Source organism: Bacillus sp. G1(2015b) (genome assembly GCF_001482475.1).
GTDB classification, from domain to species: Bacteria; Bacillota; Bacilli; order Bacillales; family Bacillaceae; genus Bacillus; species Bacillus safensis.
The window spans coordinates 44,835-60,464 of record NZ_LKIC01000030.1 but is presented as its reverse complement, the minus strand read 5'-3'; the positions used below and the strand labels follow the sequence as shown (position 1 = coordinate 60,464).

Genomic DNA, 15,630 nt, shown 5'->3' with positions numbered 1-15,630 from the left:
GTCGGAAAAGCGTCAGTGATACTCACGCCTTATTTCGCACACACATTTTGTCTTTTAAACCAGACATTTACCTCATCAATCTTGATCATGAGCGTAAATGTCTTTTTATATTTAGAGGAGGAATTGGAATTGACAATTGTTAAAACAAGTAATCTAGGCTTTCCGCGAATTGGTTTAAACAGAGAATGGAAAAAAGCACTTGAGTCTTACTGGAAAGGTCAAACAGACCGCGAAACCCTCTTAGGCACACTGGATGAACAATTTTTAACTGCCATTAAAACACAAATCGATCAACAAATTGATGTTGTACCTTCTGGAGACTTTACCTTCTATGATCACGTACTGGATACTGCTGTTATGTTCAATTGGATTCCAGAGCGCTTCCGCAGCTTAAAAGACCCGCTAGATACATACTTCGCGATGGCAAGAGGAACAAAAGATGCCGTCTCAAGTGAAATGACAAAATGGTTTAATACAAACTATCACTACATCGTTCCAGAATACGAAAAAAGCACAGAATTTAAACTCACACACAACAAACCGCTTGAAGCTTACGAAAAGGTGAAAAAGGCATTTGGTGTTGAAACAAAACCAGTTGTACTCGGTCTTTATACATTTGTCTCACTTTCTAAAGGTTATGAAGCAAATGAAGTGAAAGAAATCCAGCAGCGTCTAGTGCCGCTTTATACGCAGCTTTTAAAAGAACTTGAAGAAGCCGGCGTCAAATGGGTTCAAATTGATGAACCTGCACTTGTCACAGCTTCAAGTGAAGACGTAAAATCTGTAAAAGAAATTTATCAAACGATCAAAGAAGCAGTACCTGGCTTGAACACTCTTCTTCAAACCTACTTTGATTCAGTAGATGCGTATGAAGAGCTTGTCACATATCCTGTTGAAGCAATCGGTCTTGATTTTGTCCATGATCAAGGGCGCAACCTGGATCAAGTGAAAAAGCACGGCTTCCCGAAAGATAAAATTTTAGCAGCTGGCATCATTGATGGAAGAAATATTTGGAGATCAGATCTTGGGGAAAGATTATCCTTTATTTCTGAAGTCATTGCTGAGGCTCAGCCGAAAGAAGTGTGGCTGCAGCCATCAAGCAGCTTACTGCATGTACCAGTTGCCAAACACCCAAGTGAACAGCTTGAAGAAAAACTATTAAACGGACTATCTTATGCCACTGAAAAGCTGGCTGAATTGACATTATTAAAAGAAGGTTTAACAAAAGGAGCAGCTGCCATTGATGCCGACATTAACGAAGCAGCACAAGCACTTCTTACCTTAAAAGAGTTCGCAAAAGGAACAAATGCGGATCTCACAGCGGAACGCAACAATCTTTCATCGAAAGATTTTAAACGTCCAGTTGCCTTTGAAGAACGCCTGCGTATCCAAAACGAATCTCTTGAGCTCCCGCTTCTTCCAACCACAACGATTGGCAGCTTCCCGCAGTCTGCCGAAGTGCGCAGTGCTCGTCAAAAGTGGCGCAAAAATGAGTGGACAGATGCAGAGTATGATGAATTTATTAAGAAAGAAACAAAACGATGGATTGATATTCAAGAAGAAATTGGCCTGGATGTGCTCGTACATGGAGAATTTGAACGGACAGACATGGTTGAATATTTCGGTGAAAAGCTAGCCGGATTTGCCTTTACAAAATTTGCTTGGGTACAATCCTATGGATCACGCTGCGTGAAGCCGCCAATCATTTATGGAGATGTAGAGTTTACAGAGCCAATGACAGTGAAAGAGACAGTTTACGCACAAAGTTTAACAGAGAAAAAAGTTAAAGGAATGCTGACAGGACCTGTTACCATCTTAAACTGGTCTTTCCCAAGAACGGATATCTCTCGAAAAGACATTGCTTTCCAAATCGCTTTCGCTTTGCGTAAAGAGGTAGAAGCTTTAGAGGCAGCTGGTATTCAAGTGATCCAAGTGGATGAGCCTGCGCTAAGAGAAGGACTTCCGCTCAAAGAAAGTGATTGGGCAGAATATTTAAACTGGGCAGCAGAATCATTCCGTTTATCTACATCATCCGTTCAAAATGACACACAAATTCATACACATATGTGCTACAGTAACTTCGAGGATATTGTCGATACGATCGAAGACTTGGATGCTGACGTGATTACAATTGAACATTCACGCAGTCATGGCGGATTCCTCGATTACTTAGAAAAGCACCCGTATTTGAAAGGACTTGGACTAGGCGTTTATGACATCCATAGCCCGCGCGTTCCATCTGTTGAAGAAATGAGCGAAATCATTGATGATGCGCTGAACGTTTGTCCAACAGATCGCTTCTGGGTGAATCCGGATTGTGGTCTAAAAACTAGACAAGAGCCTGAAACCATTGCTGCTTTGAAAAACATGGTCACAGCTGCTGAAGTCGCTCGTAAAAAGCTGGCGCAGCACGCATAATTGAATGCCTCTCCCCTGCTGAACGTGGCAGGGGTTTTTTATGCGTAAATTGGCCTGTTCGATCTTCTACTATGACGATTTCTTTTCTAGCATGATTCGTTTATACTAGAGAAGTCAGTCGAACAAAGGGAGGAAGACAATGAATCACGAAGATTTTTTACAACGCGCAATTGATCTTGCAGTAGAAGGAGTCAATAGTGGTACTGGCGGCCCTTTTGGAGCAGTCATTGTCAAGGATGGTCAGATTATTGCAGAGGGAAGCAACAATGTGACAACGAGTAATGACCCTACCGCACATGCAGAAGTCACAGCCATTCGAAATGCATGCCAAACTCTACATACATACCAATTAGAAGATTGCACTCTATACACAAGCTGCGAGCCTTGTCCGATGTGCCTTGGCGCTATTTACTGGGCTAGACCAAAAGCGGTGTATTTTGCTGCTGGACATCAGGATGCAGCGGATGCTGGTTTTGATGACTCGTTTATTTATGAAGAAATCAACAAAGAATACGAATCAAGAAATATACCATTTTACAAGCTGACACCTCAAAAAACCCTTGCGCCATTTGAAGCATGGAAAGCATACGATAAAAAGAAAGAATATTAAAAAAAGACACCTGCTCGTAAGCAGGTGTTGCGAATTGTTGACAAAGGGCTAAAATGGTTTTTATTTTAGCCCTTTGTCAACAATTCAGCGTGATAGAAAACCTTTGAAGTCTAGGAAGGGCGAGCACCGGAGCGGAGCGAATTCGACATTCATGAGCACCGGAGCGCAGACCTGACAAAGAATGCGAGGGTTTGTCTACACGCTGAGACACCTGCTCGTAAGCAGGTGTCTTCTACTATTACTCCGCCACTTCAAGCTCTACTTCAATGTTCCCTCTTGTTGCTTTTGAATATGGACAGAATTCATGTGCAGCATGGACAAGCTCTTTCACTTTGTCATGATCATGACCTTTCGCAGACACAATCAGCTTTACGCCAAGCTTAAAGCCGCCGTCGCTTTCATCTTTTAAAAGACTGACATGTCCTTCTACTTCCGATTCAATTTCTATCCCTTGCTTCTTGGCTACCTGTTCAAGTGCTCCTCCGAAACAAGCTGCATAGCCTGCTGCAAATAATTGCTCTGGGTTTGTACCAGTCTCTCCATCTTTCTTTGCGTTAGGCATGACAATGTTATGATCGAGCACACCATCTTCTGAACGAACATGTCCAGCTCTTCCATGCTGCGCCTTTACTTTTGCTGTGAATAATGGTTTCATCTTCATCTCCTCCTTTATCTATTGATCCTTTTCACGTTCTATTCATTTCTCAAACATTTATCGCACATTGAACAATTTTTCATTTTTCGTCTGTATTTATTTTAAAAAGGAAGAAAATCTTATACAATGATAAGTATGACAAAAAATAGTTGGTGACTGACATGACAAATGAATTTGAACATATGAAGCTGGAAAATCAGCTTTGTTTCTTGTTATATGCAAGTTCACGAGAGATGACGAAGCAGTATAAACCGTTATTAGAAGAATTAAACATTACGTATCCGCAATATTTGGCACTGCTTTTATTGTGGGAGCATGGAACATTAAATGTGAAAACGATGGGAGAGCTTCTCTATTTAGACTCCGGTACACTCACACCCATGCTGAAACGAATGGAGCAAAACGGACTCATTATCCGAGAACGCTCGAAAGAGGATGAGCGGTCTGTGCAAATTCGTTTAACGGAATATGGAGAACAGCTAAAGGAAAAGGCTACTGCAATTCCGTCTCACATGCTGACTGGGACAGGCAGATCAGAAGAAGAGCTAAAAATACTGCGCGCCTCTTTACATGAGCTTTTGCAAAATTTAACACAACCAAAAGGCTGAGGGAACGATCCCCTCAGCCTTTTATTGATGTCTAATTATTGTGCGACAGCTACTAGTTCTACTTCGATATTTCCTTGAGTTGCTTTTGAATATGGACATACACCGTGTGCTTTATGAACAAGTTCTTCTAATACTGACTGCTCAATGCCAGTTCCCTTTACTTCTAATTGAACGCCTAGTTTGAAGCCGCCATCTGAACTGTCTTTTAATAAGCTGACATGTGCTGTTACTTCACTTTCAAAACGGATACGCTCTTGTCTTGCTACCATTTGAAGGGCTGAATCAAAACATGCAGAGTAGCCTGCTGCGAATAATTGCTCTGGGTTTGTTGCTTTTTCAAGTTTTTTTGCTCTTGGTGTTCCAGGCATTGCTACATCATGCTCAAGTACACCATCTGTTGAAACAACCTTTCCTTCTCTTCCTCCGACAGCTGATACCGTTGCTGTAAATAAAACGTCTGACATGAATATAACCCTCTTTCTCTCCAATAATATTTTCTACAATTGAATTGTACACAATTTAAATTGCGGAGTCAATCAATAAATACTCTTTTTTAAGTTTTCCTCCCTGAACCCTTTTTATGAGCATGTCCCAAAATTGTTAGACATAAAAAAAGCCCTTTAACAAGGGCTTTTAGATCGTGTCATGCTGTGGATTCGGTTGTTCTAGCGTATGGTTTCTGTTATCTGGATCGGCATTTGCTGCTGCCAGCCACAATGCCATGATGGTGATGCTTGTACAGACGACTGCCCATTTTTTAAAATTCATATAAACAATCCCCTCTCTGAATATAGATTCGCGCATGTTCCGCTTCCCCATAGAACATGGAAGATTTTTCATAATCCCCCATTTCATTATAATACTTTGCGGTATCTAATGCCAGCTCCTCTATATCAGGATATGCATAGGCAGACTCTAAAAAATGGAAAATTTGTTTCATATGCTCCGCATCTTGTCTTAAATACAATGCTTCTAGAAATATGGTTTTCTGAATATGAATGTCATCTTGAAGAGCTTCTGCTCGCTTCATACATTCTTCTCTGTAGTGTAATGCTTCTTCGTGTTTTCCTTGTTTGTATAATATCTGAGCGGCTGTATAAAGAGGGTCTATAGATCGACGAAGATGATCGGATTGATTTTGATCAAATAACGAGATGGATTCTTTCATTAATTCGAGTGCGCGGCCTAAGTCTCCCATTCGGTAATAACTGTTGCCCATATTAAATAAAGAGGAGGCAATAAAACGCACATTCTGAAACTCTCTTGATCTCGCAAGTGCTCTTTCGAGATGTGGTAATGCTTTTTCATGCCTTCTCATATCATCGTAGTTACCGGCCACAATAAATTGACACTGAATGGTGCGAAGCGCATACAGTTCATGCTGAACATAAACATCCAGCGCTAGTTTAGCATGGTGCATCGAGATATGCGTTTGTTTCATGTGGTAATATATTTCTGACATTTTAAAATGAAATTCCGCACGTTCAATATCATCTGATACAAAAGAAAGCTTGTGCTCTGCCTTTTGATAAGACGATATGGCAGCAATATACTCCCTCCGTCCGAATTCATACATGCCTCTGAAAAAATGATAGTAGTATTCAAGCATGCCTGTGACATGCGTTTGATGCTCATCTATTTCTTTCGAAAGCTCGGAAAAGTTGGCGCGAAGCTTTCCTTCCTTTAATGGCTTTAAATAATCGAGCATGACCTCATGCCGAAATTCCATTAAAGAAAAATAGAGAAGCAAATTCTGATCTTCTTCCATTGAATCAAGAGAGGTGCGAATTTCCTGTTTTAACTGTTCTGCTTGTTCTGAATCAAATCTGCGGATTAATTCATACCACTTGTTGATTTTCACTCCAATATCCGAAGAGGGAATGATTTTCGCCATACGTTGCCTTCTCCAATCTTCTCAAAATATAAAACATTACCATATTTTATCATACTTGACCGGAGAAATACAAAAATGAAAGGAAAAAGAGAGCCTGTTGTCACAAGACTCTCTTTTGAATTCGTTATTCTCTTATTTGTCCTTGACCACGAATGACAAATTTTTCAGACGTTAAGGCTGGCAGACCCATTGGTCCTCTTGCATGAAGTTTTTGTGTACTAATACCTATTTCCGCTCCATAACCAAATTCAAATCCATCTGTGAAACGAGTAGAAGCATTATGATAAACAGCGGCAGCATCGACAGCTGTTAAGAAAAGGGCTGCATGTTCATCATTTTCCGTAATGATCGCTTCAGAGTGCTTAGAGCTATAAGTTTGAATATGCTGAATCGCTTCTTCTATGTTTTTTACTATTTTAATGCTGACAATCGGTGCTAAAAACTCCGTTGCATAGTCCTCAGTTGTCGCTAATGCAGCACTAGGAGCAAGCGCGCAAACAGCTTCATCACCGCGTATTTCTACCCCATTTGATTGAAGGGCTTCAAATAACGAAGCACCGTATGTTTTTGCCCAAGTTTCATGAATGACAATGCTCTCAATCGCATTACAAACAGATGGTCTTTGGGTTTTGGCATTCAGCACAATCCGCTCAGCCATTTCGTTTTTCGCTGTTTCATCAATGTAGATATGACAATTTCCCGCACCTGTCTCAAGCACCGGCACAGTTGACTCTCTCACTACAAGATCAATTAAATTCTTCCCGCCGCGCGGAATGAGGACATCGAGGTATTCATTTAAGGTGAACAGTGTTTTCGCCGTTTCACGGCCCGTATCTTCAATCAATTGCACACTGTCTACTGGAATATCCGTCGTATGAAGCGCTTCATGAATCACCTTTACAATCGCTTTATTACTATGAATAGCAGATGAGCTTCCGCGCAGAATCACAGCATTCCCAGTTTTCAAGCAAAGGGTCGCAGCATCGACTGTCACATTTGGTCTTGCTTCATAAATCATGCCAACCGTTCCAAGCGGTACACGGACCTTTTCGATGAATAGACCGTTTTCTTTTTGAATGGTTTCTAACGTTTCACCAATTGGGTCTTTTAGCTGAATGAGTTGAAGGGTCGCGTCTGCAATGGCTTCAATTCTCTCTTCCGTGAGTGTGATCCGGTCAATGACAGATGGCGTGAACTGCTTTTCCTCAGCCGCTTGAACATCCTTTTGGTTCTCCTCTATTAAATAAGCTGAAGATGCTTTTAGTGCACTTGCAATGGCGTGCAAGGCAGCATTTTTTTGTTCCGTCGTTTTTAGAAGCAGCTGATCTTTAGCTACACTTGCTTTTTTTGCTTTTTCAAGAACTTCATTCATCGTATTCCCTCCTCAGTTTTGTACATGCTGTACCCAGTGATCTCGGTGTATGACCTCAGGCTTCTCTTTTGAAAGCTCGTCACTTCGCATTCCTTTAATGCCAAGAAGCTCATCGGATGCGTACAAGGTTTGTCCCTTACCAACTAATCCGTTTGGCCCGACGACTTCTACAACCTCTCCTTTAGAAAAGTCACCAGCGACATCAATGACTCCTGCCGGAAGAAGACTTCTACCATTATGCAAAATCGCCGCTTCCGCTCCTGCATCAATCATGATCTTTCCAGAGACCGGTGAGTGGAATTGAATCCATTGACGGCGGTTGTTCACAGCTGATAAATCCTGTTCACCGATATACGTTCCGTCACCTTGACCCGCAAGAATGCGAAGCAGTTTGTCTTCCCCAGTGCCTGTACCAATGAAGACTTTCACACCAAGTGAAAGTGCCGTTTGTGCAGCAGACAGCTTCGATTTCATTCCGCCTGTTCCAACCTTTGAACCAGTGCTCTTTGCATATGAAAACAATTCTTCTGAAATGTGAGTCAGGACATCAAACCGCTTCGCCTCAGGATGCTCATTTGGATTTGCATCATAAATGCCATTGATGTCTGTTAATATGATCAATTGGTCTGCATGGATTAATCCACTGACAAGAGCTGACAGCATGTCATTATCCCCAAAGGTAAGCTCCTCGATGGAAACTGAATCATTTTCGTTTATGATCGGCAAAATCTTTCTTTCCAGCAGCTCCATCATCGTTGCGTAAGCATTTCGATATCTTGTTCGATCTGAAAAGTCATTACGTGTTAAAAGCATTTGAGCAGGTGTCATCTGAAACTGTGAAAAAAGCTCTGTATATTTTTGCATTAACAAGCCCTGACCAACGGCAGCGGCTGCCTGTTTCCCCTTTAAGGTCACAGGTCTTGATGGATAACCTAGGCTTCCAAATCCTGCCGCAACGGCTCCTGATGAAATTAAAATGATTTCATGCCCTGCTTCTTTGAGCTTTGCTATGGCTCTTACATGATCCTGCATCTTTTGTTCATCAATGGCTCCTTTTTGCTCTGTTAATGAACTGCTGCCAATTTTTATGACGATCCTTTGCTTTTTCATCCTTGATTCCCTCCGCTATACCTTTAGGCACAAAAAAATCCCTTTTTCTCCTTATGTAAAGGACGAAAAGGGATTTTCCGTGGTACCACCTTCATTGAATAAGCATGCGACATGCTTATTCCACTCAACTCCTGTAACGCCAGGCACGCGCTTAGATTTTTCCTCTAAGGCTCAAAGGGCAGGTTCAGCAGCTGTCTGCGGCAAATGTTTCAGCATATCATTTGCTCTCTTTACGCATCAGTTCCTGCTTACTATTCCTTTTCAACGCTCGTTAATTTTTTTATATTATCACCAATTGCTAAAGAAAAGTCAAGCGGTCAATTAAAGACAATCGTTTTATTCTCATGAACAATAATTCGATCTTCCAAGTGCCATTTGACAGCACGTGCAAGCACACTGCGCTCAATTGTCCGGCCAATATTTTTTAGAGCTTCCGCATCATCCCGGTGATCTACACGCTCAATATCTTGTTCAATGATCGGTCCTTCGTCTAAATCATTGGTCACATAATGAGAAGTCGCACCAATTAATTTGACTCCCCGCTCATATGCCCGCTTGTATGGGTTTGCACCAATAAACGCTGGCAGGAAGGAATGATGAATATTAATGATTTTATTCGGATGCTCTTCAATAAATTTAGGCGTTAAAATTTGCATGTATCGAGCAAGCACAACGGCATCAATGTCGTACTTTTCTAATAGAGCAAGCTGCTGTTTTTCTGCCTCTTGACGAATGTCTTTATTCGCCTTCACAAAATGGAATGGGATGCCGAGTGCTTCGACCGTATCCTTTGCCGTTTCATGATTGCTGATCACAACTGCGATTTCAGCCATTAAATTTCCGCTTTGCCATTCCCATAGAAGTTCATTTAAACAATGAAGCTCTTTCGATACAAAGATCGCCAGCTTTTTCAGATCACTTGCACGTGACATGCTCCATGTCATTTGAAATGATGCGGCAATTGGCTCAAAGCTATTTTTCAACTGATCTAAGTTGGCCGAAATGTCTTTCCAATCAAATTCAATTCTTAAAAAGAACCGGCCGCTTTCATGATCTGTTGTATATTGGCTGGATTCAATGATGTTCGCTCCGTGCTCAAATAAAAAGGAAGAAACAGCTGATACAATACCAGGCTGATCCGGGCAACTGACAAGCAGTCTGCCTTTTTGCTCGTGCTTTTGTCTGTGTAATTCAAGTTTCTCTGTAATCAATGTTCTCATGTTTCATGACCTCATTTACGTTTTCATTCTAATGAAATATTATACTGGACTGGAAAGAGAAAAAGCAATGAAGAGTCCATTTTTTATTGAATATTCATTCAATTCTGCACCTAGCATGATATAATGTGAGTAGACCTTTTATCACAAAAGGAGTGATGGAGATGAAAAGCATGACTTTGTTTGGTAAAGTGAGCTTTTGGCTCGGCATCGTATGTCTGATCACAGGTATTTATCTATTTATGACCGGTGAGAGACTCATTCCTTTGCTCACATTTGGTGTCTGTTTTCTGCTAGTGAGTCAGCTTTACCGCAAAAATGAAAACGATTCCAAACATCATTCGATGTAATAAAAAAGGCTGGCAGACAGATGCCAGCCCTTTTCTTATTCAATAATCTTTAACCCGACCGCCGCAGATAAAATCAATGCGATAAAGAAAATACGTTTTGCGTCTTTCGACTCACCATAAAACAGCATGCCGACAATGGCTCCTCCAGCAGCTCCAATACCTGTCCAAATGGCGTACGCCGTTCCCATCGGAATTGTATTCATCGCAAGAGAGAGCATGAGAAAGGACAGCGAAAATCCAGCTGCAATAAATAAAATCCATTTGACATGCCGGTCTTTCTGGAATTGATTCATCATGGTGACACAAAGCATTTCTAAAATGCCTGCCCCAATGAGTAAAAGCCAGCTCATGATTGAGTCTCTCCTTTCTTTTCTCCTGTGGTCAGCTTGAGCCCTAATACACCGCTTAAAAGCACCATGATTAAAAGTAATTTCACTAGCTGTACCGGCTCCCCCATGACCATACCTACTATGACAGTACCTGCTGTCCCAAGTCCGGTAAAAACGGCATAAAGTGTGCCAACTGGCAGTACAGTCGTAGCTTTCAGGAGTAAATAAAAGCTGACGACAATACAAACGATGGTTGCGGCCCATTCCAATAAAGAGTCAGCATATTTCAATCCCATCACCCAGCCGACTTCAAAGATCGCCGCAATCAAGACATTTCCCCATTTCATTAGATCCCTTCCTTTCTGAACGATTCCAACCAACAAAAAAAAGCCTGGAAATCGATCGTTTGATCAAATCTCCCGGGCTTTTATCCCTCCGTGTCATACGGTCTATTGTCTAGACCCTATGTGTTTTCTCTCGGTCCAGACTGCGCCACCCGCACGGAACCCTAGAAAACCAATTCATGATAAGCAGATCTGACTTAGAGCAGATTCTGTGTCAAAATTGTATCACACCCCTAAATACTGGTCTATCACTTTGCTTTCCTCTGCCAAATATACTTGTTCATTTTTCGAAAGAATTTTTATGGGACCGCCGTATACTAAGTGTTAGAAACAGGTTAACTGATCAAGAAGATTTACGGGCTGTTTCGCGTGCTGCGGACTGAAGGGAAATGAGCATATATGACAATCCATTTATTTTTTATGACATTGACGATCAAGCGTAAATACAAGGACATGGAGACCGTACTTTACGAACAAGAAGTTGAAGCATTTTATGAAGAAATGAAACAGAAGCAGCTAAAGTATATGAACTAAAACAGGAGGAGATCGACATATTTATCATGCTTTCATACGAGAAAGAAGATTCATTCCGCCTTCCTTAAAGCGCGGGTACGGGTACGGCAACGATCACATCGCTGATATAATGAAATAAGATTGATGTGATGAACGATCAACTTTAGAATGCTGAAAAACATTTTATAGAAAATCAAGAGGTGGATTCATATGATGATGACCGATGAACAAAAACATGAATTTTATCAAGCACTTGTTGACAAGAATCCGCAATATGACGGCACATTCTTTGCCTGTATTAAGACAACCGGCATTTTCTGTCATGCCACATGTACGGCCAGAAAGCCAAAATATGAAAACTGTGAGTTTTTCTTTACAGCGGAGGAGGCACTGCTGGCAGGGTATCGCCCATGCAAACGCTGCACACCGTTAACATACCCTAACAGTATTCCTGAAGAAGTCAAAACACTCGTTTCAGCAGTAGAAAAAAATCCTGAGAAACGCTGGAAGGAAGAGGACTTCCGTCAATTAGGGATTCACTCTGCCACAGCTCGAAGAAAGTTTAAAGACATTTACGGCATGACCTTTGTTCAATATGCAAGATCACGCCGAATGGGACTTGCCTTTAAAGAAATTTTGAACGGAAAAAAAGTAATCGATCAGCAGGTCACCTTCGGCTATGAATCTTCAAGCGCCTTCAATGATGCATTTACGAAAATCATGGGAAATCCCCCTAAAAAAGCGCAGATTCACATTCTCTATGCTAATTTTATTTCCACACCGATCGGGCGGATGATCAGCGTGACAGATGCCACACATGTGTATTTACTGGAGTTTATGGACAGGAGGGGACTCGAAAAAGAAATTGAAACATTAAGAAAGAAGCATCATGCCCGTATTTTAGTTGGAGAAACAAACGTCCATCAGCAATTAGCAAAGGAATTGGCCTTATATTTTGAGAAAAAGCTGACCAAGTTTACTGTACCCCTTTCCTTACATGGCACCCCTTTTCAAATGAAGGTGTGGGAGCAGCTCTCACTCATTCCATCAGGCGAAACGAGATCCTATCGTGATCTAGCCACAATACTGGGCGATCCGCATTTGGTTCGTGCCGTTGGTAATGCAAATGGTGCGAATCAATTGGCGATTATCATTCCCTGCCACCGCGTGATTCAAACAAGTGGTGAACTTGGAGGCTACGGCGGGGGAATTGAACGGAAGAAATATTTGCTTCAGTTAGAACAGCGTGAATAAAAGAGAAAACGGCTCTGCTTATTCGGTAAGCGAGCCGTTTTCTCCGTTACGGATGATGCTGTATACATCAATGATTTGGTCCCATTTTGAAATGGTTTTTTCTTTTTTCATGCCCATTTTTAAAGCAACCTTCACCGACGCTTCATTCTCAGGACGTATTAAGCTGATCATCCGTCTGACCTTCATTTCTTCAAATCCATAGGTGAGACAGCCTTTTGCAGCCTCCGCAGCATAGCCATTCCCCCACGCCGCTTTCTTTAGCATATAGCCGATCTCAAGCTCGGTTTGCCCTTCAATATTTTGCAGGACAATTCCGCTTTGTCCAAGTCGTTCATTTGTTTCTTTATCTTCAATGATCCATAGCGAGGTGTGGTACGTGCGGTCATTTTTTTGATTCCATGCAATCCACTCTTTTGTCTGCTGTTCATCCTTCAAAGAAGGATAATACTTCATCACTTCTTCGTCTTGAAACAGCTCGTCATATAAAAATGACGCATCATGTTCATTCATCGTTCTCAGTTTCAGGCGCTCTGTTTCAAATACTGTTCTTGTGTGAACTGTCATTGATGATCCTCCCTTTTTTTACTTGCTAAAAATATCTCCGAACAACCCATTTGAATCTGGGGCAAAGTAATGGAAGCCCGCACCGGTTAAACTAGCAGCCAGCGCTGTCCACATCATTAAGCTCACGGTCATCCACACCGCGACTTGCTTTCTTTTCGTTCCAAAGCTCATGCACATCAAGGCGGCTAAATGACTTCCGATGATAAAAGGACCAATGAGCGCTAATCCAGGCAGACCATATCGTTCCCAAATTTTTCTCGCCCGCAGCTGCTTTTTCTCTCCTTTTTCATCACCTTTCTCTTCTTTTCTCTTTAACCACCATGCTTTAAACCGGTCCACAAACACAATGAGAAACAAGACTGTGAGAACGTTGCCGATGAATCCAATCACAGCCGTTGTCACAGGATGCAGCCCACTTAAGATTGCGAATGGAACGACACCAATCACTTCAAAAAAAGGCAAAGCAGCCAATACAAAAACGAGTACATACCCCCATACGATATCCAAAAACAGAACCCCTTTTCATTTTTGTCCTCTCCCCATTGTAATGAAAAACACAATTCCATTTCTACATTTTTTTAGAAAAAGAAAAGCACATCGGATCGGATGTGCTCAGTTTACATTCGTATTTTCATTTTTCTTATTTGCCCGGCGCAGGACAATGAGCATAAGCCCTATTAAAATCACAATAGACAGCAGGCTTTGGAGTAAAATCACACTTGGTGACGTCCAGCCAATCCATTCGAATATGAGCTGCGGTCCGAAAAAGATGAGCGGAATCAATGAAACGACATTCGCCTTTAAGATTGCATTGAATACAACGATACATAGCAGCATAAGCAGAATGACGCCCCATCTTTGTCCTGAAGTAAGTACAAGTAATGGCGTGCCAAGTTTTTGATCCAAAAGTTTGATTGTCACCATTGCTGTCAGCTGGAAAATTCCTAAAATCCAAAAATAGAGAAATGCCCTGCGGTTTGTTTGAAAGGCGGTCGCTCTAAACATCACAATGATCATGATCACATTGGCCACTAAAACGATTGGATATCCAATCAAAGCAAACCAAGAATACGATAAGTTTTGACTGATTGCATCTGATAAAATCATGTAAAAAAGTGACCCAATCAAAAATGCACTGACAAACGGCACCCAGTCTTTATGATTTCCTGACAGCTCTTTTGAGAGTTCATCTGCATAGCTCCGCGGATCTCCGCCGAACACATCCTCTCCTGTTTTGCCGTCTTTTTCAGCCTCAACCGCATGTGTGGTCAGTTCGTCCATCAGCTCATCAATCTCATCCTGATTTTTTCCCTTTGATATGAGATAAAGTTGCAGCTCTAGTAAAATGTGTCGTGTTTCTTTTGATACCATAATCTCACTTCCCTTTTTGTAATAAGCGGTTTACATTATTTGAAAGCTCATCCCAGCGGGCAATAAACTCTGTGAGCGCTAGTTCACCCGCTTGTGTGAGCGTATAGTATTTCCTTTTCGGTCCGCTTGCTGAAGCTTTTGTGACAGTGGTCACCAGCTGTTCCTTTTGCATTCGCAGCAAAATCGGATAGATACTGCCTTCACTTATTTGATCAAACCCATAATGCGCGAGCTTCTTCGTCATTTCATACCCATAAATTTCACCCTCAGAAATAATCGACAGCAGGCAGCCTTCTAAAATTCCTTTTAGCATTTGTGTGGATGTTGTCATAATCGTTCCTCCGGTTTCAGTATCTTGCATCACAAGATAGTTTCATCTTACCATACACTATCTTGTCATGCAAGATACCGTACTAGAAAAAAATCACCGCTTAAAGGGTGATTTTTACGCCCAAGGTTTATCTGTCCCAAGTGCGTCAGCAAGCGCCTTACTATGTTTTCGGCGGCTTTTTCTTTCCTCTGCCCGCTGCTTCGCTGTTTGATGAAGCATGATCTCTTCTTCTGTTTCCGGCATCACCTGCGGGACTCGTTTAGGCTTTCCGTTTTCATCTAATGAAACAAATGTCAGAAATGAAGTCGCTGCGAGCCTGCGTTCTCCAGACATCAAGTTTTCTTTAATGACTTTAACGAACACTTCCATAGAAGACGTGCCGACCCATGTGACATAGGATTCCAAGCATACGGACTCCTTTTGTCCAATCGGCTCTAAAAAGTCAACAGAATCCATTGAAGCTGTGACCGTTTCACTGCGGCTGTGTCTTGCTGCCGAGATAGAGGCAATGTCATCTATATAGCTCATTAATTTCCCGCCAAATAACGTTTGGTGGTTATTCGTATCGAGAGGGAATACCCTGCTGGTTTTAACAACTTTCGATTCCTTGCAGTATTTGAAATTTTCTTCACTCATCATCATAGCTCCTTCTTGCTGTTTTCGTAGATGCGGAACGACTTTTATTAAACA

General features: G+C 41.7%; 20 protein-coding genes, 1 riboswitch and 1 other annotated feature. Of the genes, 6 read left to right on the top strand and 14 right to left on the bottom strand.

The window, feature by feature from the left end:
- Positions 1-129: 129 nt before the first annotated feature.
- Together metE and AMR95_RS17145 are read left to right on the top strand one after the other, a co-directional pair.
- A complete protein-coding gene (gene metE, locus AMR95_RS17150) occupies positions 130-2,418 on the top strand; it encodes a 5-methyltetrahydropteroyltriglutamate--homocysteine S-methyltransferase (RefSeq protein ID WP_058838959.1) in 2,289 nt (762 codons plus the stop codon).
- A gap of 139 nt (positions 2,419-2,557) precedes the next feature.
- On the top strand, positions 2,558-3,028 hold the full coding sequence (locus tag AMR95_RS17145; protein WP_058838958.1) for a nucleoside deaminase: 471 nt from the start codon (positions 2,558-2,560) through the stop codon (positions 3,026-3,028).
- Positions 3,029-3,266: 238 nt separating this feature from the next.
- Here the strand turns inward: AMR95_RS17145 and AMR95_RS17140 are convergent, their stop codons facing one another.
- The gene (locus AMR95_RS17140; protein ID WP_034281509.1) at positions 3,267-3,683 is read right to left on the bottom strand and encodes an organic hydroperoxide resistance protein; all 417 of its coding nucleotides are present in this window, start codon (positions 3,681-3,683) and stop codon (positions 3,267-3,269) included.
- 161 nt (positions 3,684-3,844) lie between these two features.
- Here AMR95_RS17140 and AMR95_RS17135 point away from each other — a divergent pair, with 161 nt between their 5' ends.
- Positions 3,845-4,291 carry a MarR family winged helix-turn-helix transcriptional regulator gene (locus tag AMR95_RS17135; protein ID WP_039178012.1) on the top strand — a complete coding sequence of 149 codons (447 nt, stop codon included), beginning with the start codon at positions 3,845-3,847 and terminating at the stop codon, positions 4,289-4,291.
- 35 nt (positions 4,292-4,326) lie between these two features.
- Here the strand turns inward: AMR95_RS17135 and AMR95_RS17130 are convergent, their stop codons facing one another.
- From AMR95_RS17130 to purU, 6 genes are all read right to left on the bottom strand, one after another.
- On the bottom strand, positions 4,327-4,755 hold the full coding sequence (locus AMR95_RS17130; RefSeq protein ID WP_039178010.1) for an organic hydroperoxide resistance protein: 429 nt from the start codon (positions 4,753-4,755) through the stop codon (positions 4,327-4,329).
- A gap of 169 nt (positions 4,756-4,924) precedes the next feature.
- Positions 4,925-5,059 (bottom strand): hypothetical protein, encoded by a 135-nt coding sequence (locus AMR95_RS17125; protein WP_024424642.1) that lies wholly within the window; start codon positions 5,057-5,059, stop codon positions 4,925-4,927.
- A complete protein-coding gene (locus AMR95_RS17120; protein ID WP_058838957.1) occupies positions 5,049-6,185 on the bottom strand; it encodes a Rap family tetratricopeptide repeat protein in 1,137 nt (378 codons plus the stop codon). Before AMR95_RS17120 ends, AMR95_RS17125 begins: the two co-directional genes overlap by 11 nt.
- Positions 6,186-6,309: 124 nt before the next feature.
- Positions 6,310-7,557: a glutamate-5-semialdehyde dehydrogenase gene (locus AMR95_RS17115; protein WP_058838956.1), complete on the bottom strand. Its 1,248-nt coding sequence runs from the start codon at positions 7,555-7,557 to the stop codon at positions 6,310-6,312.
- Between the two features lie 12 nt (positions 7,558-7,569).
- Complete coding sequence (gene proB / locus AMR95_RS17110) at positions 7,570-8,667, bottom strand: glutamate 5-kinase (RefSeq protein ID WP_039178004.1); 1,098 nt, start codon at positions 8,665-8,667, stop codon at positions 7,570-7,572.
- A 55-nt stretch (positions 8,668-8,722) separates the two neighbouring features.
- Positions 8,723-8,941, bottom strand: a binding site (T-box leader).
- A gap of 43 nt (positions 8,942-8,984) precedes the next feature.
- On the bottom strand, positions 8,985-9,887 hold the full coding sequence (gene purU, locus AMR95_RS17105; protein WP_039178002.1) for a formyltetrahydrofolate deformylase: 903 nt from the start codon (positions 9,885-9,887) through the stop codon (positions 8,985-8,987).
- A 161-nt stretch (positions 9,888-10,048) separates the two neighbouring features.
- Between purU and AMR95_RS17100 the strand changes: the two genes are divergently transcribed.
- Complete coding sequence (locus tag AMR95_RS17100; RefSeq protein WP_058838955.1) at positions 10,049-10,234, top strand: hypothetical protein; 186 nt, start codon at positions 10,049-10,051, stop codon at positions 10,232-10,234.
- A 35-nt stretch (positions 10,235-10,269) separates the two neighbouring features.
- Here the strand turns inward: AMR95_RS17100 and AMR95_RS17095 are convergent, their stop codons facing one another.
- Positions 10,270-10,584 carry a DMT family transporter gene (locus AMR95_RS17095; RefSeq protein ID WP_024424636.1) on the bottom strand — a complete coding sequence of 105 codons (315 nt, stop codon included), beginning with the start codon at positions 10,582-10,584 and terminating at the stop codon, positions 10,270-10,272.
- Positions 10,581-10,910, bottom strand: a complete 330-nt coding sequence (locus AMR95_RS17090) for a DMT family transporter (RefSeq protein ID WP_058838954.1) — start codon at positions 10,908-10,910, stop codon at positions 10,581-10,583. The genes AMR95_RS17095 and AMR95_RS17090 overlap by 4 nt, the downstream gene beginning before the upstream one ends.
- A 67-nt stretch (positions 10,911-10,977) precedes the next feature.
- A riboswitch (guanidine-I (ykkC/yxkD leader) is annotated at positions 10,978-11,086 on the bottom strand.
- Positions 11,087-11,306: 220 nt separating this feature from the next.
- Between AMR95_RS17090 and AMR95_RS19020 the strand changes: the two genes are divergently transcribed.
- Entirely contained in the window at positions 11,307-11,441 is a 135-nt protein-coding gene (locus AMR95_RS19020) for a YrzI family small protein (RefSeq protein ID WP_073204910.1), read from the top strand.
- A gap of 189 nt (positions 11,442-11,630) precedes the next feature.
- A complete protein-coding gene (locus tag AMR95_RS17085; protein WP_058838953.1) occupies positions 11,631-12,674 on the top strand; it encodes a bifunctional transcriptional activator/DNA repair enzyme AdaA in 1,044 nt (347 codons plus the stop codon).
- 18 nt (positions 12,675-12,692) lie between these two features.
- On the opposite strand, the gene AMR95_RS17080 is transcribed toward AMR95_RS17085, so the two are convergent.
- From AMR95_RS17080 to AMR95_RS17060, 5 genes are all read right to left on the bottom strand, one after another.
- A complete protein-coding gene (locus AMR95_RS17080) occupies positions 12,693-13,238 on the bottom strand; it encodes a GNAT family N-acetyltransferase (protein ID WP_058838952.1) in 546 nt (181 codons plus the stop codon).
- Positions 13,239-13,256: 18 nt separating this feature from the next.
- On the bottom strand, positions 13,257-13,745 hold the full coding sequence (locus AMR95_RS17075) for a small multi-drug export protein (protein WP_058838951.1): 489 nt from the start codon (positions 13,743-13,745) through the stop codon (positions 13,257-13,259).
- A gap of 105 nt (positions 13,746-13,850) precedes the next feature.
- Positions 13,851-14,609, bottom strand: coding sequence for an HAAS domain-containing protein (locus tag AMR95_RS17070; RefSeq protein WP_058838950.1), 759 nt, complete (start codon positions 14,607-14,609; stop codon positions 13,851-13,853).
- Positions 14,610-14,613: 4 nt separating this feature from the next.
- Positions 14,614-14,940, bottom strand: a complete 327-nt coding sequence (locus tag AMR95_RS17065) for a PadR family transcriptional regulator (RefSeq protein ID WP_058838949.1) — start codon at positions 14,938-14,940, stop codon at positions 14,614-14,616.
- A 114-nt stretch (positions 14,941-15,054) separates the two neighbouring features.
- The gene (locus tag AMR95_RS17060) at positions 15,055-15,576 is read right to left on the bottom strand and encodes an acyl-CoA thioesterase (RefSeq protein WP_008346212.1); all 522 of its coding nucleotides are present in this window, start codon (positions 15,574-15,576) and stop codon (positions 15,055-15,057) included.
- Positions 15,577-15,630: the final 54 nt, after the last annotated feature.

Coding starts and splice junctions, on each gene's coding strand:
- AMR95_RS17145 (WP_058838958.1), top strand. CDS start 2,558: ATGAATCACGAAGATTTTTTACAACGCGCAATTGATCTTGCAGTAGAA.
- AMR95_RS17140 (WP_034281509.1), bottom strand. CDS start 3,683: ATGAAACCATTATTCACAGCAAAAGTAAAGGCGCAGCATGGAAGAGCT.
- AMR95_RS17135 (WP_039178012.1), top strand. CDS start 3,845: ATGACAAATGAATTTGAACATATGAAGCTGGAAAATCAGCTTTGTTTC.
- AMR95_RS17130 (WP_039178010.1), bottom strand. CDS start 4,755: ATGTCAGACGTTTTATTTACAGCAACGGTATCAGCTGTCGGAGGAAGA.
- AMR95_RS17125 (WP_024424642.1), bottom strand. CDS start 5,059: ATGAATTTTAAAAAATGGGCAGTCGTCTGTACAAGCATCACCATCATG.
- AMR95_RS17120 (WP_058838957.1), bottom strand. CDS start 6,185: ATGGCGAAAATCATTCCCTCTTCGGATATTGGAGTGAAAATCAACAAG.
- AMR95_RS17115 (WP_058838956.1), bottom strand. CDS start 7,557: ATGAATGAAGTTCTTGAAAAAGCAAAAAAAGCAAGTGTAGCTAAAGAT.
- proB (WP_039178004.1), bottom strand. CDS start 8,667: ATGAAAAAGCAAAGGATCGTCATAAAAATTGGCAGCAGTTCATTAACA.
- purU (WP_039178002.1), bottom strand. CDS start 9,887: ATGAGAACATTGATTACAGAGAAACTTGAATTACACAGACAAAAGCAC.
- AMR95_RS17100 (WP_058838955.1), top strand. CDS start 10,049: ATGAAAAGCATGACTTTGTTTGGTAAAGTGAGCTTTTGGCTCGGCATC.
- AMR95_RS17095 (WP_024424636.1), bottom strand. CDS start 10,584: ATGAGCTGGCTTTTACTCATTGGGGCAGGCATTTTAGAAATGCTTTGT.
- AMR95_RS17090 (WP_058838954.1), bottom strand. CDS start 10,910: ATGAAATGGGGAAATGTCTTGATTGCGGCGATCTTTGAAGTCGGCTGG.
- AMR95_RS19020 (WP_073204910.1), top strand. CDS start 11,307: ATGACAATCCATTTATTTTTTATGACATTGACGATCAAGCGTAAATAC.
- AMR95_RS17085 (WP_058838953.1), top strand. CDS start 11,631: ATGATGATGACCGATGAACAAAAACATGAATTTTATCAAGCACTTGTT.
- AMR95_RS17080 (WP_058838952.1), bottom strand. CDS start 13,238: ATGACAGTTCACACAAGAACAGTATTTGAAACAGAGCGCCTGAAACTG.
- AMR95_RS17070 (WP_058838950.1), bottom strand. CDS start 14,609: ATGGTATCAAAAGAAACACGACACATTTTACTAGAGCTGCAACTTTAT.
- AMR95_RS17065 (WP_058838949.1), bottom strand. CDS start 14,940: ATGACAACATCCACACAAATGCTAAAAGGAATTTTAGAAGGCTGCCTG.
- AMR95_RS17060 (WP_008346212.1), bottom strand. CDS start 15,576: ATGAGTGAAGAAAATTTCAAATACTGCAAGGAATCGAAAGTTGTTAAA.